This window comes from Streptomyces sp. NBC_00009 (genome assembly GCF_045040855.1).
Classification (GTDB): Bacteria; Actinomycetota; Actinomycetes; order Streptomycetales; family Streptomycetaceae; genus Streptomyces; species Streptomyces aureus.
The window spans coordinates 3635802-3654646 of the sequence record NZ_CP108312.1 but is presented as its reverse complement, the minus strand read 5'-3'; the positions used below and the strand labels follow the sequence as shown (position 1 = coordinate 3654646).

Sequence of the window (18845 nt, the reverse complement as noted above, 5' to 3'; positions counted from 1 at the left end):
TGGTCTTGCCCCGCCCGGAAGGGGTGTACGCCTGTGCCCGCACTTGTGCTGCTCGGTGCTCAGTGGGGTGACGAAGGCAAGGGAAAGGCCACCGACCTGCTCGGTGGATCCGTGGACTATGTGGTGCGCTACCAGGGCGGCAACAACGCCGGTCACACGGTCGTCGTAGGCGACCAGAAGTATGCGCTCCACCTCCTCCCTTCCGGGATCCTCTCGCCGGAGTGCACGCCGGTCATCGGAAACGGTGTCGTCGTCGACCCGTCGGTCCTGCTCTCCGAGCTGAGTGGACTGAACGAGCGCGGCGTCGACACGTCGAAGCTGCTGCTCAGCGGCAACGCGCACATCATCACGCCGTACAACGTGACCGTCGACAAGGTGACGGAACGCTTCCTCGGCAAGCGCAAGATCGGCACCACCGGCCGCGGTATCGGCCCGACGTACGCGGACAAGATCAACCGCGTCGGCATCCGCGTCCAGGACCTCTACGACGAGTCGATCCTCACCCAGAAGGTCGAAGCGGCGCTCGAGGGCAAGAACCAGCTCCTCACCAAGGTCTTCAACCGGCGCGCCATCGAGGCGGAGCAGGTCGTCGACGAGCTGCTCGGCTACGCGGAGCAGATCAAGGGCTACGTCGCCGACACCACCCTGATCCTGAACAAGGCCCTCGACGACGACAAGGTCGTCCTCTTCGAGGGCGGCCAGGGCACGCTGCTCGACATCGACCACGGCACGTATCCCTTCGTGACGTCGTCGAACCCGACCGCGGGCGGCGCCTGCACGGGTGCGGGCGTCGGCCCGACGAAGATCAGCCGCGTCATCGGCATCCTCAAGGCGTACACGACCCGTGTCGGCGCGGGCCCGTTCCCGACCGAGCTGTTCGACGAGGACGGCGAGGCGCTGCGCCGCATCGGCGGAGAGCGCGGTGTCACCACCGGCCGTGACCGCCGCTGCGGCTGGTTCGACGCGGTCATCGCCCGCTACGCGACCCGTGTGAACGGCCTGACGGACTTCTTCCTCACCAAGCTGGACGTGCTCACGGGCTGGGAGCAGATCCCGGTCTGCGTCGCCTACGAGATCGACGGCAAGCGCGTCGAGGAACTCCCGTACTCGCAGAGCGACTTCCACCACGCGAAGCCGGTCTACGAGTACCTGCCGGGCTGGTCCGAGGACATCACCAAGGCCAAGACCTTCTCCGACCTGCCGAAGAACGCGCAGGCGTACGTGAAGGCCCTGGAGGAGATGTCGGGCGCCCCGATCTCCGCGATCGGTGTCGGCCCCGGCCGCACCGAGACCATCGAGGTCAACTCGTTCCTCTAGGCCCCGCGCCCCGGAACAACAGGCGCCCCTGCCCCGCTCGGTCGAGCCGGGCAGGGGCGCCTGCGCGTGTGGGGAGACCGGCGGCTCAGCCGCGGCAGGCCGCGTAGCCGTCGGGGGAGGTGCAGGACAGGTGGCCGGCGCGGGCGATGACGCGGTCGGCTGCGCCCTGGGTGAGGAAGTCGAGGAAGCTGTCGGCCAGGGAGCCGTCCCCGGGGTTGCCGATCGTGTACGCGTACTCGACGGCGTGGAACGGGTAGCCCTTCGTGATGTTCTCGCCGGAGGGGCCGAGGCCGTTCAGCTTCAGGGTGTGGGAGCCCTTGCGCGGGGTGCCCTCGGGCGGGGCCGCGTAGCCGATCGTGCCGTCGACCTGCGCGACCCGTTCGAGGAGGTCGGGCGTGTTGTGCTCCTCGCAGCGCAGCACCTTCGAGGCGGGCAGCAGGTCCTTGGTGCGGCAGTCGCTCGACGACGTCGAGAAGGAGTCGGGGCGGCCGAGGACGCGGGCCTCGAAGGCGCCGCGCGTGCCGGAGCTGCCGGTCCTGCGGACGGTGCGCACAGGCAGGTCGGGACCGCCCACGTCCTTCCAGTTGGTGATGTCGCCGAGATAGAGCCGGCGGACCTGGGCGACGGTCAGGTCGGTGAGCGGCTTGCCGTCGACGGCCACGGCGTCGTTGAGGATCATGGCGAACGCCGTCGCGGCGACCTTCTCGCTGTGCAGCTTGCCCTCGGGGTCGCTCTCGGAGGTCGGGCCGTCGGAGAAGGCGATGACACCGGAGTGGTCGCCCGCCGTGTCGGAGTTGTCGGAGTTGTCGGAGGGGTCGGATTCAAGGAGCTGGCGGACGCCGGTGCCGCTCGAACTGGTCGCGACGGTGATCGTCGCGTCGTCGCAGTCGCGCGTGTACGTGTCGCGCAGCGCCTCCATCGCGGGCCGGAACGCAGACGACCCGGTGAGGGTGAGCGAACCCGAGGCGCAGCCGCGGGGCTGGGGGACCGGGTCCGGCAGCGTGGCGAGGAGCAGCAGGATCGCCATGCCGGTGCCGAGGATCCCGACGGTCCAGCGGCCCAGCGGGCTGAAGAGGGGCGGCTTGTCGTCGGGGTGGGCGCCCTGGTTGGGGTGGACGGTGCCGTCGTTGAGGCGGCCTTCGACGACGGCCTCGGTGCCCGCGTCGCCGCCGCGGAGCATCACGAGGAGCTTGTAGTAGTCGCCGCTGTTGAGGGCGACGGGCGGCAGGAGAAGGCTGTTCTCGCCGGGCGTGTAGACGGGCCGGGCGTCGAGCCGTATCTGCCGGGCGGTGTTCGACGTGAGGGCGGGCTGCACCGGGTACGCGTCGGTGATGCGGCGCCCGGAGAACGTCACGGTCAGGCCCGCGGGCTGAGAGATGTAGTCGCTGTCGGTGATGGTGGCCGCGCCGTCGTTCTCGATCCGCAGGAGGACCAGGGTGGTGTCCTCGGTGATGTCGCGGCGCGGGATCAGGCCGTCCGGGCCCGGCAGGTCCTCCGATATGGCGCGGCTCAGCGGGATGTCCATCTGGATGCGGTGGCCGATCCGCTTGCTGTGCTGCTTGCGCCGCTCGACGTACCACAGGGCCAGTGACGCGGCGATGGACAGCACCGTCGTGGCGATGGCGACGAGGTTCTGTGCGTCCTTGAGCCAGCCCATGGTGTGAACTCCCCCCGGAACCTGATGGTGGAGTCACCGTAGGGGCTCGTGCGGCGGCACGGCGGACGGCGGCCGAGGTGTCGACCGGTGTTCGCCGTGCGTTCAACCGCGGGGGCGCGGGAGGGGGTCCGCAGGGGGCAACTCGCCTGTCCGCAGCCCGATTTCAGGGCCGGGCCGCGCGCATCACCCCTTGCTGTACGTCAGCTCGTCGCCGTTGTTCATCGTGCGGCGCAGCTCGCCCGACGAGAGCACCTCGACCGTGCTCGGCTTGCCCGGAGTACACGAACCGGAGGGGCCGGAGACGACGTCGGTGGCGCCGATGCGCAGCGTCCCGCCGGAGGCCGACACCAGCGTGCCCTGGAACACGCAGTGGTACGTGCCGCCGCCCTTGAGCGGGCCGTCCGCCGTCATCGACAGGACCGTGTCGCCGGGGCTGCCCTGCTGGATGTCCAGACGGCGGGTGTTGTGGCCCGTGGCGTTGTCGATCGAGGCGGTCCAGGTGCCGAGGAACTCGGTGGGCACGTCCCCGCCCGCGGGCGGTTCGGAGGACTCGGGCGGCTGCGAGGTCTCGGGGTCCTGCGAACTGGGGCCGCCCGTCGAGGGTCCCTGGCTCGTGGGCGCGCCGGACGTCGGCTGCTTGGGGTCCTCGCTCTGGGAGGCCGGCCTGCCGTCGTCCTTCATCAGCGCGTACACCGATCCGCCCGCGCCGAGCGCCACGACGAGCGCCACCACGATCAGCGCCGCCGTGGAACGCCCGCTGCGCCGCGGCTCCGGCTGCGGCGCGCCGATGGGGACGACGCCCGGGCCGTACGGGGGTGTGGCGGCGGGTCCGTAAGGCGGCGTCCCGCCGCCCCAGCCGCCCTGCTGCGGATAGCCGTAGACGGGTGCCTGGGGGTGCGGATGCGGATACCCGTACGCGGCGGAGGCGGGCGGGGCCGCCGGCGGGAGCGCGGGGGTCGACGGGCCGGAGGGGGAAACCATCGTCGGGAGATGGTTGACGGGGGCGGCGCCGGGCTTGCCGGGCGGCGGAGGGGTCGCTTCGCCGCCACCGTCGCCGGTCTCTGTGGGCGTGGCGGGCGCGGGCTTCTCCTTGGAGAGGCTGGGCGGCGCGGGCGCGGGAGGCGTGCCGGTCGATCCGGTCGCGCCGTCAGGGTCCTCCGTGTCCAGCAACTGCACGGCGTGCCGCCCCAGTTGGGCCACCAGGGCCCCCGGCAGCCACGGGTCCCGCGTGCGTCCGCCGTCGCCGAGCGTGTCCTCGGCGCCGGTCCGCTCCAGGAGCTGGTCCAGGGTCGGGCGGTCCGCGGGGTCCTTGCGCAGACAGTCCCGTACGAGTTCTTGCAGGCCCTCCGGGAGCGCGGAGAGGTCGGGTTCCTCCTGGGCGATACGGAACATCAGGGCGTGCACCCCGCTGTTGGCCGTACCGAACGGCAGCCCGCCCGTCGCCGCGTAGGCGAGGACCGAGCCGAGGCAGAACACGTCGCAGGCCGGGGTGATCCGGTCGCCGCGCACCTGCTCAGGGGCCATGAAACCCGGCGAGCCCACCAGCGCGCCCGTTCTCGTGAGGCCGCCGTCTGTCACGGTCTCCAGGGCGCGGGCGATGCCGAAGTCGATGACGCGGGGCCCGTCGATCGTCACCAGGACGTTCGACGGCTTCAGATCGCGGTGGATGAGGCCCGCGGTGTGGATGTCCTTGAGCGCGTGCGTGAGGCCCGCCGCGAGGATCCGCACGGAGCGCTCGGGCAGCGCGCCGTGGTCGTGCGAGACGACCGTCTGGAGCGAGGGCCCCGCCACGTAACCCGTGGCCACCCAGGGGATGTCCGCCTCGGTGTCCGCGTCGAGGACCGGCGCGGTCCACTCCCCGCCGACCTGCCGCGCGGCCTGCACCTCCAGCCGGAACCGGTTCCTGAACTCCTCCTGCTCGGCGAGCTCCTGGCGCACCAGCTTCACCGCGACCGTGCGCCCGCGGTCCGAGCGTGCCAGATAGACCTGGCCCATCCCGCCCGCCCCGAGCCGCGCCAGCAGCCGGTACGCACCGATGCGCTGCGGATCTCCCGCCCCCAGCTTCTCCATGTCGCGCCACCCTCCCCCATGTGTGACCAACATCCCGAGAATAGTGGGAGGTTGTGACACTGGGGACGGGGCGGCGTCTACGGTTCCGTAACAGGGTGGGCCGTGGGGTGGGCCGTCGGGTGATCCCTGGGGTGATCCGTCACCTCGTCCAGTGCCACCGACAGCCGTTCGAGCATCCGCGCCGTCGCGGCGAGTTCGTCCTCGCCGAGCGCCGCCGCGAGCCGGTCCGCGAGGGCCGCGTGGCCGGGGCCGATCCGCGCGATCGCCGCGCGGCCCTCCTCGGTGGGGGCCAGGAGCTTGGCGCGCCGGTGGGCCGGGTTCGGCTCGTACGCGGCGAGGCCCTGGGTGACGAGCAGGTCGGCGACGCGCTGCACGCTCTGGCGGGTGATGCCCATGACGCGCGCGATGCCGGCGACGGGCAGCGGCTCGGTCAGGACCGCGCCGAGCACCTGCCACCGGGCGGCGGTGAGTCCCGCGGGCCGTGACAGCTCCTCGGAGACGGACAGGAACTGGCCGTTGAGCCGGAAGACGCCGAGCGCGGTCCGGCTCAGCAGGTCCTGGCGCGCCCTGCTCACTCCTGCGCTCCCTGGAGGGTCTCGTACGCCGTCACGTCCGAGTCGTGGAACAGGCGGTACCAGGCGTCGAGCAGCTCGCCCTCGAACACCCCGAGCCCGCCGAGGACTTCGCGCGCGAACGCGACCGGTTCGGTCGGCCCGGCGGTGATCAGGCCGCCGTCCGACACGGCGTCCGCGTCGACGTAGTGCTCGCCGCCCTTGTAGCCGGTGGCGTCGAGGTACACGGGGGCGGCGCTGGTGTGCGCCCGGTCGTCGAGCAGGCCCTCGCGGGCGAGTCCGGCGGTGGCCCCGCAGATCGCGGCGACCGGCACGCCCGCGTCGAGGAAGGCGCGGGCCTTGCGGGCGAAGGGCGCGAGGTCGTCAGTTGTGTCCCACAGGTCGGCGCCAGTGAGGATCAGCAGCGAGCTGTCCTCGGGGCGCAGGCCGGCGAGGGCGAGGTCGGGCTGGATGCGCACGCCGCCGATGGTGGTGACGGGACGGTCGGCGAGGAGCGCGACGGTGCGGACCTCGTATCCGCCGCGGGCCAGGTGCGCCGTGGCGTGCCCCGTCTCCCAGTCGGCGAAGGTGTCGTAGACGGCGAGGTGTACGGGCTTGTGGGCTCGGCTGGTCATGGCTGCCTCCCATGTCTATGACAGCATGCTGACATTATGGCAGCATGCTGTCAATGGGAGGCTAGGGGGCTAGGGGGCTAGGGGGCGTCTTTGCGGAAACTCGTTTCCGTCAGTCGGAACGATCTAGGGCGCCGGCACGTACTACCTGACGACGTACCGCTTCACGACGTACGACCTCCCCCGACCGAGGAGACCGTGTGCTGAACAGGACGCCAGTCGCCGTCCGCGCCCTCGCGCGCGCCGCGCTCGCCGCCCGCCCCGTCGGACTCGACAGGACCGACACCGAGGCCCCGCTGCTGCGCCACCACGGCCACAGCTATCTCGTCCCCGTCGAGCTCTTCCAGGACTTCGCCGCCCTGCTCACCGACCCCCGCAGGCCGGGCGGCCCCTACCGCGCCCTGTCCGTCGGCGGCCGCCGCTGGTTCGGATACCGCTCGACGCACTACGACACCCCCGCCCTGCGCACGTTCCACGACCACGCACAGGAACGCGTGCCCCGCTTCGGCATCAGGGAGCGGCTCTACGAGGACAGCGGGAAGCGGCAGTTGGAGCTCAAGGTGCGCTGCGCGGACGGCGGGACGGTCAAGCACCGGACCCTTCTGGGCGAGGGCGACCACCCCCTCGACGACACCCGGCGCGCCTTCGTCACCGGTCTCCTGCGCGGTACGTACGGCATCGGGGCGCCGCAGGAGCTGGTCGCCCGCGTCGTCACCGAATACCGGCGCGCGACGTTCGTCGCCGACGGGCAGCGGCTCACCTGCGACGCGGGGCTCGTCGTGCGCGGGGCGGGGCAGAGGCACGCGGTGCGGGCGGACGGCGGGTCCGTGCTCGTGGAGACCAAGGCGGGCGCGCCGGGGCGGCCGACGGACGCGGACCGGCTCCTTGCACGGTTCGGGGTGGCGCCCGTCGCGTTCGGCAAGTACTGCGGGGGACTCGCCGCGCTGCGGCCCGAGCTGGCGGCCGGACCGTGGGAAGACGCGGTGCGGACCCTGTTTCCCGGGGCGGTGCCTCCGCGCGAGGGCGACAGTGTGTCGCGTTAGCGCCCGTCCCACAGACAGGACGCCGATGGTCCTTCCACCATGCGGACATTTACCCTCGGGCCCATGACCCCTCAGCCGAATCCCCAGGTCGGCGCAGCCGTGAAGGCCGCGGACCGTGCGCACGTGTTCCACTCCTGGTCCGCACAGGAGCTCATCGACCCGCTCGCCGTCGCCGGCGCCGAAGGGTCGTACTTCTGGGACTACGACGGCAACCGCTACCTCGACTTCACCAGTGGCCTCGTCTTCACGAACATCGGGTACCAGCACCCGAAGGTCGTCGCCGCGATCCAGGAGCAGGCCGCCTCCCTCACGACCTTCGCGCCCGCGTTCGCCGTCGAGGCCCGCTCCGAGGCCGCACGCCTCATCGCCGAGCGGACCCCCGGTGACCTGGACAAGATCTTCTTCACCAACGGCGGCGCCGAGGCGGTGGAGAACGCCACCCGCATGGCCCGTCTGCACACGGGCCGCCACAAGGTGCTCTCCGCCTACCGCTCGTACCACGGCGCCACCTCCACCGCGATCAACCTGACCGGCGACCCGCGCCGCTGGCCGAGCGACCAGGGCGCGGCGGGCGTCGTCCACTTCTGGGCGCCGTTCCTGTACCGCTCCCCGTTCTACTCGGAGACCGAGCAGCAGGAGTGCGAGCGCGCGCTCCAGCACCTCGAGGACACCATCGTCTTCGAGGGCCCGGCCACGATCGCCGCGATCATCCTGGAGACCGTGCCCGGCACCGCCGGCATCATGACGCCGCCGCCCGGCTACCTCCAGGGTGTGCGTGAGCTGTGCGACCGGCACGGCATCGTCTTCATCCTCGACGAGGTCATGGCGGGCTTCGGGCGCACCGGCAAGTGGTTCGCCGCGGACCACTACGACGTCGTGCCCGACCTGATGACCTTCGCCAAGGGCGTGAACTCGGGCTACGTCCCGCTCGGCGGCGTCGCCATCTCCGGCGCCATCGCCGACACGTTCGGCAAGCGCCCCTACCCGGGCGGCCTCACCTACTCCGGGCACCCGCTGGCCTGCGCCGCGGCCGTCGCCACCATCAACGTCATGGAGGAGGAGCGTGTCGTCGAGAACGCCGCCCACCTCGGCGAGACGCTGATCGGCCCGGCGCTGCGCGAGCTGGCCGGGCGCCACCCGTCGGTGGGCGAGGTCCGCGGACTCGGCATGTTCTGGGCCCTGGAGCTGGTGAAGGACAAGGCCACCCGCGAGCCGCTGACCCCGTACAACGCGGCGGGTGCGGCGAACGCGCCGATGGCCGCCTTCGGCGCAGCCGCCAAGAAGAACGGCCTGTGGCCCTTCATCAACATGAACCGCACCCACGTGGTCCCGCCGTGCAACGTCACGGAGGCCGAGGCCAAGGAGGGCCTCGCCGCCCTCGACGAGGCGCTGACCGTGGCGGACGGCTACACGTCGTAGAGAAACAGGTACTCCGTGTCACTCCCCGTAGTGCGTAGGCTGACCAGCTGACCAGGAACAGCCTCACCAGCTGACGACGCACTACGGGGGAGGGACACCACGTGCCCGGAACCGACGGCGGAGCTGCCGTCCAGCGCAACACGCTGCGCCAGCAGATCGCCGACGCCCTGCGCGACGAGATCCTCGCGGGGCGGCTCGAACCGGGCCAGGAGTTCACGGTCAAGGAGATCGCCGAGCAGTACGGCGTCTCCGCGACCCCGGTCCGCGAGGCTCTGGTCGACCTGTCCGGGCAGGGGCTCCTGGACTCCGCCCAGCACCGCGGCTTCGCGGTCCACGAGTACTCGCTCGCCGACTACCGCGGCATGATCGAGGCCCGCAGCCTCGTCACGGACGGCATCTTCCGCGGCCTCATCGCGAACGCCGACGCGCACCACGCCACCCCCGCCGCCCTCGCCGGGGTCCGCCGCCGCGGCGAGGAGGCCGCCCGCGCGGCCGCAGCCGGCGACCTGAACGTGCTGATCGGCTACGACCTGCGGTTCTGGCGCGAGCTCAGCGCCCTGTTCGGGAACCCGTACCTCTCCGACTTCTTCCACCGCCTGCGCGTCCAGTCGTGGATGTGCGCGGTCCCGCATCTGCGCCGCGTGGACGACCTCAGGGGCCACCTCTGGTCCGGGCACTGCGGCCTCGTCGACGCGCTCGCGGCCCGGGACGCCCGCGCCGCGCAGGACATCGTCACCGCGTACAACGCGGACTCCCTCGCCCTCGTCGAGCGGCTGGCCAAGCGGTGAGCACGGAGCGGACCGACCGTCCCGTCGCCGCGCGCACGGGCGTCGTGGACCTCACCGTCGTCGTCCCCGCGTACAACGAGGAGCACCGGCTCGGCCCCACGCTGGACGCGGTCACCGCGTACCTGAACGACGGGGACGGCGGGAACCGGTGGGGTGACTGGGAGATCGTCGTCGTCGACGACGGCTCCACCGACCGCACCCGCGAGATCGCGGAGCGCGCGGTCGCCGCCGCCCCGGAGGGCCCCGGCCGCACCCCCCGCATCCGGCTCGTCGGGAGCCCCCGCAACCGCGGCAAGGGCCACGCCCTGCGCCAGGGCGTCCTCGCCTCCCGCGGCCGCCGTGTCCTGGTCACCGACGCCGACCTCGCCGCGCCCATCGAGGAGCTGGAAGCCCTCGACAAGGCGCTCGGCGAGGGCCACGCGGCGGCGATCGGCTCCCGCGCCAGGCCCGGCGCGACGATCGCCCGCCACCAGCACCGGCTGCGCGAACTCCTCGGCCGCACCGGCAACTTCCTGATCCGCGCGACGAGCGTCCCCGGCATCAGGGACACCCAGTGCGGCTTCAAGCTCTTCGACGGCGACCGGGCCCGCGCCGCGTTCGCCGCGGCACGCCTGGACGGCTGGGGCATCGACGTAGAGATACTGATGTACTTCCGCCGCTCCGGCTGGCCGGTCGCCGAGGTGCCCGTGCGGTGGTCGCACCAGGCGGGCTCGAAGGTCCGCCCCTTCGACTACATACGGGTCCTGGCCGAGCTGGTGACGCTCAGGGCACGGGCGGTGCCGAAGGGCCACCTCCTCGTGGCGGCCCTCTTCCTCGTCCTGTCCGTCGCCCTGTACTCGGGCCGCTGGGCGGCGCCCGCGCACCGCTACCTCCCCGACTCCCTCCAGGACCAGAACCAGTGGGAGTGGTTCTTCGCGGTGACGGCGGACAGCGTCCGCCACCTCCACAACCCCTTGTTCACGACGCTCCAGGGCTTCCCGGACGGCGTGAACCTGATGGCCAACACCGCGATGCTGGGCCTTTCCGTCCCGCTCGCCCCCGTGACCTGGCTCTTCGGCCCCGCGGTCGCCCTGAACGTGGCGATGACGGGCGGCCTCGCCGCCACCGCGTTCGCCTGGTACCGGCTGATCCTGAAACGGCTCGTGCGGACCCGGTGGGCCGCCGCGGCCGGCGCGCTCCTCGCCGCGTTCGCGCCCCCGATGGTCAGCCACGCGCACGCGCACCCGAACTTCGTCGTCCTCTTCATGATCCCGCTGATCATCGAGCGGGCGCTGCGGCTGTGCGAAGGCAAGCGCGTGGTGCGCGACGGAGTCGTCCTCGGCCTCTTCGCGACGTACCAGATCTTCCTCGGCGAGGAACCGCTCCTGCTCGCCGTCATGGGCATGGTGCTGTTCGCGCTCGCCTACGCCGTCGTGCGCAGGGACGTGGCGAAGGCGGCCTGGCGCCCGCTCCTGCGCGGGCTCGGGGTCGCCGCCGCGGTCGCGCTGCCGCTCGTCGCCTTCCCCCTGTACTGGCAGTTCCTCGGCCCGCAGAGCTACAAGAGCGTGCTGCACGGCGACAACGCGGGCAACAGCCCCCTCGCCCTCCTCTCCTTCGCCGAGCGCTCCCTCGCCGGCTCCCGCGAGCGCGCCGCCGCGCTCGCCCTCAACCCGACCGAGCAGAACGCCTTCTACGGCTGGCCGCTCGTCGCGCTCGCCTTCGCGATCGTCGTACGGCTGTGGCGCAGCGCCGCCGTGAAGGCGCTCGCGTTCACCGCGGTCGCCGCGGCGCTGCTCTCGCTCGGCCCGAAGTTCCGCATTCCGCTGACCGACGTCGTGCTGCCGGGCCCCTGGGCGCTGCTCGCCCACCGGCCCCTGTTCGAGTCGGTCATCGAGTCGCGGGTGGCGATGGTGTGCGCGCCCGCGCTCGGGATGCTGCTCGCCCTCGCGCTGGACCGGCTCGCCGCGGCGCGGGTCCCGTACCGGCTCGTCGGCTTCGCGGCGGTCGCCGCGGCGCTCCTGCCGATCGTCCCGGCGCCGCTCAGGGCGGTCGACCGGGCCGACGTCCCGGCGTTCGTCGCCGACGGCACCTGGAAGCGGTACGTCGGCCCCGGCGAGAGCCTCGTGCCGGTGCCGCTGCCCGACCCGGGCAACGCGGAGGCCCTGCACTGGCAGACCGAGGCCGGCCTCGGCTTCCGCCTCCCCGGCGGCTACTTCAACGGCCCCTACGGCCCCGACCACGTCGGCATCTACGGAGCCTCGCCCCGCTGGACCTCCAACCTGCTGCGCGACATCCGCTACTCGGGCCGGGCCCCCGAGATCACCGACGCGTGGCGCGCCCAGGCCCGCCGCGACTTCGCGTACTGGCACGCCGGCGTCCTCGTGCTCGCCCCGCAGCAGAACGACGGGGTGCTGCGGGCGACGGTCGACCAGCTGGTCGGGAAGGCCGGCACGTGGACCGGAGGCGTATGGATCTGGGATCTGAGCAATGTGCAGAGGGGGAGCTGAACCGGCTCCCCGCGCATTACGCTGCCTTTCCGCCTTTCATTACGGCCTTCACCACCGGAGGAGTCGCCTTGGCCTGTGACCTGTGGCTGGTCCCGCTCGTCGACGTGCTGTGCCACAGCCCCGACAACCCCTTCGCCGAGGAACTCGCGCTCTACGACAAGGCGTTGCACGAGGCAGGACTGCCACCGGTGCCGGTCTACTCGTACATGCCGGGACTCTCCGGTGACGTGGCCCCCGTCGCCGGCTTCGACTACGACGCGCTGCACTTCCTGCGCCGCGCGTACCTCCTCCAGATGTGCGGCCTCGCCGTCACGCCGGTCGACGAACTGGGCGGCGACTACGAGCAGCTCCTGGAGATGTTCGAGACGACGGCCCAGCAGTCGCACCTGGTCTGGCACTACGACCACGCGGGCGCGTACGTCCCCGTGGACTTCCCGAGCCCGCTGTCCAACGACGAACTCCTCGCCGGTGGCGGCCCTCTCTGCTCCTCCCACGCGCTCCTGCGGGAACTGGAGTACGTGGCCCGGTCGATCGGCATAGACCCGGCCAACCCGCCGGCGCCCCCGGTCCCGCCGGAGGGCCCCACGGCCCTGGAGGAACCGGCCGCTCCGGCCCCCCTCGACAACAGCCCCTTCGCCCGCGAACGCCATGTCTGGCTCGGCCTGCATGCGGCCGCGACCCGGAGCCTGGCCCAAGGCTCCATGATCATCTTCAGCTGACCTGGAGCCCCGTGCCCGAGGTGCGCCCCGCCCACGTCCGCGACCACCCCGCGCTCGTCCGCCATGTGCAGAACTGGTGGGGCGACTCGCGGAGCCCCGCCCGGGCCCGCGAGCTGTCCCGGCTCCTGCCGAAGGTGTTCCTGCAGTTCTTCGCCGGCACCAGCCTGGTCGTCGAGGGCGAGGCGGGGATCAGGGCGTTTCTCGTCGGCTTCCACTCCGCCGACAACGACACGGAGGCCTACATCCACTTCGTGGGGGTCGACCCGGAGCTGCGCGGGCGGGGCGTGGCCCGGGGCCTCTACGAGGCCTTCTTCCGGCAGGCCGCCGGCGCCGGGCGCCGGGAGGTCCGCGCGATCACCTCACCGGGCAACACCGGGTCCATCGCCTTCCACCGGGCCATGGGTTTCACGCTGGAACGCGGCGACCGCGAGATCGACGGCGTACCCGTGCACAGCGACTACGACGGGCCCGGGGAGGACCGGGTCTGCTTCGTGCGCGCGATCACGCCTCCCCGGGCGTGACGCGGAGCGGTCAGCGCGGCTCGGGCGGGCGCTGGCGGGGCATGTTCGGGCGGGCGCCCGGGGGAAGCGGGAAGCGGCCCGGCGGCGGCTCCACGGGGCGGGTGCCCGGGGTGACGGAGGACTGCATCACCAGCGGCGCGGGACCCGAGCGGAACTCCACCATCCAGTCCGCCGTCTCCGACCGCACCAGCTCCGTCACGTCGTCCGTGAAGCGCCGCAGCACCGACAGACACCGCTCGGCGGCCTCACTGGCCGTGCCCTCCGTCGGGCCGAGCACCTCCCGCACGCTCTCCGACGCCCAGTCGAACTGGAGAGCCTGAAGCCGCCGCTGCACCGCCTGGGCCGTGGCCACGTCCCTTATCCAGCCCGACGTGAGCCCGAAGTACCGGTCGCAGGCCACGCACGCCACCGCGAGCAGCAGCGCCAGATACCCCCAGGGTGCGACCCCGCCGAGCGCCCCGGTCAGATCGAGCAGCGGCAGCGCCGCGCCCGACACGGCCCCGGCGACCGCACCGCCGCGCAGCGCCCGCGCCCCGCGCCGCTTCCACACCCGGTCGGCGAGGTACCAGTACGCCGTGTCGAGCGCCCCGCGCTCCACCCACCGGTAGAGCTCGTCGAGCCGCTCGGCGGGCTCGCCCCAGTCACCGACGGGGAACGTCCGCCCGGTCAGGTCGCCCGGCCGCACCGCGTCACCCGTGCCGTCACTGCGCTCGCCCCGGCCGCCCCGCTCCTCCTGCGGCGGCCCCTCGGGCTGCATCTCCGGCTGGCTCACCCGGCACTCCCTACGACTGGTCCTGGTCACGGATGGGGCTCATGTGCAGAGCATCTTCCTACCGCCCAATGGGTGGCCAAGGACCCGTTTTCGCGGTATTTCCGCCCGGAAGTGGGTCTTGATCAGGTATAGGCAGGCAGCCCGTCTCACTCGAAAGAGTGGAGCGAAAGGTGCCGGGGCGTGCGACACCCCGACCACGTAGGCTCGTTCCAGGGCGGAGAACCCGCCCGTGGTCGCAGGTCGAAACAGGACGCAACAGGAGCTGATCGTGATTCCCGGTGGTGGCCAGCCCAATATGCAGCAGCTGCTGCAGCAGGCCCAGAAGATGCAGCAGGACCTCGCCAAGGCTCAGGAAGAGCTGGCGCGGACCGAGGTCGAGGGCCAGGCCGGCGGCGGTCTGGTCAAGGCGACGGTGACCGGCTCCGGCGAGCTGCGCGGCCTCGTCATCGACCCGAAGGCGGTCGACCCGGACGACACGGAGACCCTCGCGGACCTGGTCGTCGCGGCGGTCGCGGCGGCGAACGAGAATGCGCAGACGCTCCAGCAGCAGAAGCTCGGCCCGCTGGCCCAGGGCCTGGGCGGCGGAGGCATCCCGGGGCTTCCCTTCTAAGGAAGCCCCACCGCAACTAACGTACGTACTACTCAGCGGCTGGCATGCTCAGCGGCACAGCACCATCAAGCAGAAGTCGGAAGGCACTCCGTGTACGAAGGCGTGGTCCAGGACCTCATCGATGAGCTCGGCAGGCTGCCGGGCGTCGGTCCCAAGAGCGCGCAGCGGATCGCCTTCCACATCCTGCAGGCGGAGCCGACGGACGTACGGCGTCTCGCGCAGGCCCTGATGGAGGTCAAGGCGAAGGTCCGCTTCTGCGCGACCTGCGGCAATGTGGCGCAGGAGGAGCTGTGCAACATCTGCCGCGACCCGCGCCGCGACCTGACGGTGATCTGCGTCGTCGAGGAGCCCAAGGACGTCGTCGCGGTCGAGCGGACCCGAGAGTTCCGGGGCAAGTACCACGTGCTCGGCGGGGCGATCAGCCCCATCGAGGGCGTCGGCCCGGACGACCTGCGGATAAGGGAACTCCTCGCCCGCCTCGCCGACGGCACGGTCACCGAGCTGATCCTGGCCACGGACCCGAACCTGGAGGGCGAGGCCACGGCGACGTACCTCGCCCGCATGATCAAGCCGATGGGCCTCAAGGTCACCCGCCTGGCCAGCGGGCTCCCGGTGGGGGGCGACCTGGAATACGCGGACGAGGTCACCCTCGGCCGCGCCTTCGAGGGGAGACGACTCCTAGATGTCTGACGCCACGCTGAACACCGTCAAGGACGATCCGGACGACTTCGCGGTCCAGATCTCGGACCAGATCGAGTCGTTCCTCGTCGCGGTCGCCGAGGTGGCGAAGGGCGACGAGCCGGACTCGGCCGTGCCCTTCCTGCTCCTCGAGGTCTCCCAGCTGCTCCTCGCGGGCGGCCGGCTCGGCGCGCACGAGGACATCGTCCCCGACGAGCGCTACGAGCCCGATCTCGGCCCCGAGCCGGACGTCGACGACCTGCGCCAGAAGCTCGCCGCGCTCCTGGAGCCGATCGACGTCTACTCCGAGGTCTTCGACCCGTACGAGCCCCGCAAGGCGCCGGTCGCCTGCCGGATCTCGGACGACCTGGCCGACGTCATGGCCGATCTGCGCCACGGCATGGCCCACTACCGCTCGGGCCGCACCACCGAGGCCCTGTGGTGGTGGCAGTTCTCCTACTTCTCGAACTGGGGCTCCACGGCCTCCGGCGCCCTGCGCGCGCTCCAGTCCCTGGTCGCGCACGTCCGCCTCAACCAGCCGCTGGACGACCTGGACGGCCTCGACACCGACGAGGACCTCGCCGAGGAAGCCCTCGCCGAGGCGGCGGGCAAGGTCATGGCGGAGGAGATCGCGGGCCCGCTGGGGCTCCGTACCGTGAAATGACCCCTCACCTGTGGATACGTGCCGGTGAAATGACCCCCACCCGTGGGTGCTCGCCGGTGAAATGAACCGGCCGGTGAAGTGACCCACCCCACTTTTCCGGTTGCCGGGCCGGGGCGCGGGCATGCGCCTGTCCGAGCGGCCGGAGCGTGAAGCCCCCACCGGGCCCCTGCGCCCGGTGATCACCTTCTGAGCGGGACATCTCAGGATGTGGTATTCCCAGGGCTGATTTCGGCCGCTCGTTAGACTGAGCCGACCGAGACAAACTGAGCGAGGAGCGCACGTGGGCCTTGTCGTGCAGAAGTACGGAGGCTCCTCCGTAGCCGATGCCGAAGGCATCAAGCGGGTTGCCAAGCGAATCGTCGACGCCAAGAAGAACGGCAACCAGGTGGTTGTCGTGGTGTCCGCGATGGGCGACACGACGGATGAGTTGATCGATCTCGCCGGGCAGGTATCCCCGATCCCTGCCGGGCGCGAATTCGACATGCTGCTGACCGCCGGGGAGCGGATCTCCATGGCCCTGCTGGCCATGGCGATCAAAAACCTGGGCCACGAGGCCCAGTCGTTCACGGGCAGTCAGGCCGGCGTCATCACCGACTCGGTCCACAACAAAGCCCGGATCATCGATGTGACCCCGGGACGGATCAGGACGGCGCTCGACGAGGGCAACATCGCCATCGTCGCCGGGTTCCAGGGCGTCAGCCAGGACAAGAAGGACATCACCACGCTCGGCCGTGGCGGGTCCGACACGACCGCCGTCGCCCTCGCCGCGGCCCTCGACGCCGAGGTGTGCGAGATCTACACCGACGTCGACGGCGTGTTCACCGCCGACCCGCGCGTCGTGAAGAAGGCGCGGAAGATCGACTGGATCTCCTTCGAGGACATGCTGGAGCTCGCCAGCTCCGGGTCCAAGGTGCTGCTCCACCGCTGTGTGGAGTACGCACGCCGCTACAACATCCCGATCCACGTCCGCTCGTCCTTCTCGGGACTGCAGGGCACCTGGGTCAGCAATGAACCGCACTTTGATCAAGGGGACCAGAAGGTGGAGCAGGCCATCATCTCCGGTGTCGCTCACGACACCTCCGAGGCGAAGATCACCGTCGTCGGTGTCCCGGACAAGCCCGGGGAGGCCGCGAACATCTTCCGGGCCATCGCGGACTCCCAGGTCAACATCGACATGATCGTGCAGAACGTGTCCGCGGCCGCGACCGGCCTGACGGACATCTCCTTCACTCTCCCGAAGACCGAGGGCCGCAAGGCCATCGACGCCCTGGAGAAGACGAAGACCGCGGTCGGCTTCGAGTCCCTGCGCTACGACGACCAGATCGCCAAGATCTCCCTCGTGGGCGCCGGTATGAAGACGAACCCGGGTGTCACGGCCGGGTTCTTCGAGGCGCTCAGCGACGCGGGCGTCAACATCGAGCTCATCTCGACCTCCGAGATCCGCATCTCGGTCGTCACGCGCGCAGACGATGTGAACGAGGCCGTGCGCGCCGTGCACACCGCCTTCGGCCTCGACTCGGACTCCGACGAGGCCGTGGTCTACGGAGGCACCGGCCGCTGATGGCTCAGACCGGAAGGCCGACGCTCGCGGTCGTGGGAGCGACCGGGGCCGTCGGCACGGTCATGCTCCAGATCCTTTCGCAGCACGCGGACATCTGGGGCGAGATCCGTCTGATCGCCTCCCCGCGCTCGGCCGGCCGCAAGCTAGCCGTGCGCGGGGAGGAGGTCGAGGTCATGGCCCTGAGCGAGGAGGCCTTCGACGGCGTCGACGTCGCGATGTTCGACGTACCCGACGAGATCTCCGCGCAGTGGGCGCCCGTCGCCGCCTCCAAGGGGGCGGTCGTCGTCGACAACTCGGCCGCCTTCCGCATGGACCCGGACGTGCCGCTCGTCGTGCCCGAGGTCAATCCGCATGCCGCGCGCGTGCGGCCCCGCGGCATCGTCGCCAACCCCAACTGCACGACCCTGTCGATGATCGTCGCCGTCGGGGCGCTGCACGCCGAGTTCGGGCTGCGCGAGCTGGTCGTCTCCAGCTACCAGGCCGTCAGCGGGGCCGGCCGCGCCGGTATCGACACCCTGCGCCAGCAGATGTCGCTCGTGGCTGGTACGGAACTCGGGACGAACCCCGGCGACGTACGCCGCGCCGTCGGCGAGAACACCGGCCCCTTCCCCGAGCCCGTGGCGCTCAACGTCGTGCCGTGGGCCGGGTCCCTGCGCGAGGACGGCTGGTCCTCCGAGGAGATGAAGGTGCGGGACGAGTCCCGCAAGATCCTCGGCCTGCCGGACCTCAAGGTCGCGGTGACGTGCGTACGCGTCCCCGTCGTCACCACGCACTCCCTCACCGTCCACGCCCGTTTCCAGAGCGAGGTCACGGTCGACAAGGCGCGCGAGATCCTCGCGACCGCGCCCGGGGTCGTGCTCTTCGACAACCCGGCCGCCGGTGAGTTCCCCACGCCCGCCGATGTGGTGGGCACCGACCCGACCTGGGTCGGCCGCGTCCGGCGCTCCCTCGACGACCCGGCCGGGCTCGAGTTCTTCGTGTGCGGGGACAACCTGCGCAAGGGTGCGGCCCTCAACACCGCCCAGATCGCCGAGCTGGTGGCCCAGGAGTTCCCGCCCGCCGCGTGAGTTCGGCCTCTTCACCGTCCGGAAACCGGACTTGGTCTTCTTTTATCCGGCGCGCTTTATAAGATCTGTGAAGGACCTGTGGGCGATCGGTGGTCTTAACCACTTGAACGCGGCGGTCCGCGCGCCCGAAGATTCGTCGAAGATCCCTCCCCGTTCCGTGCAACCGCGCACGGGACGGGGAGCGTCTTTGCGATCGCCTTTCGGGGGCGTAGGGCCTAGGGGCGCCAGGGGAAACTGGGGCATAGGGGAAGAGCGGGTACGCATGAGGGCACTTGACGCAGCGTCATGGA

Annotated in this window: 17 protein-coding genes; 12 read left to right on the top strand and 5 right to left on the bottom strand. The window is 71.4% G+C overall.

The window, feature by feature from the left end:
• Positions 1–33: 33 nt before the first annotated feature.
• Entirely contained in the window at positions 34–1317 is a 1284-nt protein-coding gene (locus OHA58_RS16420; protein ID WP_405479457.1) for an adenylosuccinate synthase, read from the top strand.
• 85 nt (positions 1318–1402) lie between these two features.
• Here the strand turns inward: OHA58_RS16420 and OHA58_RS16415 are convergent, their stop codons facing one another.
• From OHA58_RS16415 to OHA58_RS16400, 4 genes are all read right to left on the bottom strand, one after another.
• Positions 1403–2974: a substrate-binding domain-containing protein gene (locus OHA58_RS16415; protein ID WP_405479456.1), complete on the bottom strand. Its 1572-nt coding sequence runs from the start codon at positions 2972–2974 to the stop codon at positions 1403–1405.
• 183 nt (positions 2975–3157) lie between these two features.
• A complete protein-coding gene (locus OHA58_RS16410) occupies positions 3158–5044 on the bottom strand; it encodes a protein kinase domain-containing protein (protein ID WP_405479454.1) in 1887 nt (628 codons plus the stop codon).
• 77 nt (positions 5045–5121) lie between these two features.
• Positions 5122–5619 carry a MarR family winged helix-turn-helix transcriptional regulator gene (locus OHA58_RS16405; protein WP_405479453.1) on the bottom strand — a complete coding sequence of 166 codons (498 nt, stop codon included), beginning with the start codon at positions 5617–5619 and terminating at the stop codon, positions 5122–5124.
• Positions 5616–6230 carry a DJ-1/PfpI family protein gene (locus OHA58_RS16400; RefSeq protein ID WP_405479451.1) on the bottom strand — a complete coding sequence of 205 codons (615 nt, stop codon included), beginning with the start codon at positions 6228–6230 and terminating at the stop codon, positions 5616–5618. Before OHA58_RS16400 ends, OHA58_RS16405 begins: the two co-directional genes overlap by 4 nt.
• A gap of 197 nt (positions 6231–6427) precedes the next feature.
• Here OHA58_RS16400 and OHA58_RS16395 point away from each other — a divergent pair, with 197 nt between their 5' ends.
• The 6 genes from OHA58_RS16395 (at position 6428) to OHA58_RS16370 (ending at position 13203) form a co-directional block, all read left to right on the top strand.
• Entirely contained in the window at positions 6428–7270 is an 843-nt protein-coding gene (locus OHA58_RS16395; protein WP_405479450.1) for a VTC domain-containing protein, read from the top strand.
• Positions 7271–7333: 63 nt separating this feature from the next.
• Positions 7334–8689, top strand: a complete 1356-nt coding sequence (locus OHA58_RS16390) for an aspartate aminotransferase family protein (protein ID WP_405479449.1) — start codon at positions 7334–7336, stop codon at positions 8687–8689.
• A gap of 101 nt (positions 8690–8790) precedes the next feature.
• Positions 8791–9477: a GntR family transcriptional regulator gene (locus OHA58_RS16385; protein ID WP_405479448.1), complete on the top strand. Its 687-nt coding sequence runs from the start codon at positions 8791–8793 to the stop codon at positions 9475–9477.
• Positions 9474–11963 (top strand): dolichyl-phosphate beta-glucosyltransferase, encoded by a 2490-nt coding sequence (locus tag OHA58_RS16380; protein WP_405479447.1) that lies wholly within the window; start codon positions 9474–9476, stop codon positions 11961–11963. The genes OHA58_RS16385 and OHA58_RS16380 overlap by 4 nt, the downstream gene beginning before the upstream one ends.
• A gap of 68 nt (positions 11964–12031) precedes the next feature.
• Positions 12032–12682 (top strand): hypothetical protein, encoded by a 651-nt coding sequence (locus tag OHA58_RS16375; RefSeq protein WP_266672704.1) that lies wholly within the window; start codon positions 12032–12034, stop codon positions 12680–12682.
• 11 nt (positions 12683–12693) lie between these two features.
• Entirely contained in the window at positions 12694–13203 is a 510-nt protein-coding gene (locus tag OHA58_RS16370) for a GNAT family N-acetyltransferase (protein ID WP_405479445.1), read from the top strand.
• A 10-nt stretch (positions 13204–13213) separates the two neighbouring features.
• Here OHA58_RS16370 and OHA58_RS16365 read toward each other — a convergent pair whose 3' ends face one another.
• The gene (locus tag OHA58_RS16365; protein WP_405479444.1) at positions 13214–13975 is read right to left on the bottom strand and encodes an SLATT domain-containing protein; all 762 of its coding nucleotides are present in this window, start codon (positions 13973–13975) and stop codon (positions 13214–13216) included.
• Between the two features lie 268 nt (positions 13976–14243).
• Here OHA58_RS16365 and OHA58_RS16360 point away from each other — a divergent pair, with 268 nt between their 5' ends.
• The 5 genes from OHA58_RS16360 (at position 14244) to OHA58_RS16340 (ending at position 18555) form a co-directional block, all read left to right on the top strand.
• On the top strand, positions 14244–14585 hold the full coding sequence (locus OHA58_RS16360; RefSeq protein ID WP_405479443.1) for a YbaB/EbfC family nucleoid-associated protein: 342 nt from the start codon (positions 14244–14246) through the stop codon (positions 14583–14585).
• Between the two features lie 90 nt (positions 14586–14675).
• Complete coding sequence (gene recR, locus OHA58_RS16355; protein WP_100596382.1) at positions 14676–15275, top strand: recombination mediator RecR; 600 nt, start codon at positions 14676–14678, stop codon at positions 15273–15275.
• A complete protein-coding gene (locus OHA58_RS16350; protein ID WP_405479441.1) occupies positions 15268–15927 on the top strand; it encodes a DUF5063 domain-containing protein in 660 nt (219 codons plus the stop codon). The genes recR and OHA58_RS16350 overlap by 8 nt, the downstream gene beginning before the upstream one ends.
• A gap of 280 nt (positions 15928–16207) precedes the next feature.
• On the top strand, positions 16208–17488 hold the full coding sequence (locus OHA58_RS16345; protein WP_405479440.1) for an aspartate kinase: 1281 nt from the start codon (positions 16208–16210) through the stop codon (positions 17486–17488).
• A complete protein-coding gene (locus OHA58_RS16340) occupies positions 17488–18555 on the top strand; it encodes an aspartate-semialdehyde dehydrogenase (RefSeq protein ID WP_405479438.1) in 1068 nt (355 codons plus the stop codon). The genes OHA58_RS16345 and OHA58_RS16340 overlap by 1 nt, the downstream gene beginning before the upstream one ends.
• The last annotated feature ends 290 nt before the right edge of the window (positions 18556–18845 follow it).

What these genes read in the sequence shown, in the direction of transcription:
- OHA58_RS16415 (WP_405479456.1), bottom strand. Translation starts at nt 2,974, where the DNA reads ATGGGCTGGCTCAAGGACGCACAGAACCTCGTCGCCATCGCCACGACG.
- OHA58_RS16410 (WP_405479454.1), bottom strand. Translation starts at nt 5,044, where the DNA reads ATGGAGAAGCTGGGGGCGGGAGATCCGCAGCGCATCGGTGCGTACCGG.
- OHA58_RS16400 (WP_405479451.1), bottom strand. Translation starts at nt 6,230, where the DNA reads ATGACCAGCCGAGCCCACAAGCCCGTACACCTCGCCGTCTACGACACC.
- OHA58_RS16390 (WP_405479449.1), top strand. Translation starts at nt 7,334, where the DNA reads ATGACCCCTCAGCCGAATCCCCAGGTCGGCGCAGCCGTGAAGGCCGCG.
- OHA58_RS16350 (WP_405479441.1), top strand. Translation starts at nt 15,268, where the DNA reads ATGTCTGACGCCACGCTGAACACCGTCAAGGACGATCCGGACGACTTC.
- OHA58_RS16340 (WP_405479438.1), top strand. Translation starts at nt 17,488, where the DNA reads ATGGCTCAGACCGGAAGGCCGACGCTCGCGGTCGTGGGAGCGACCGGG.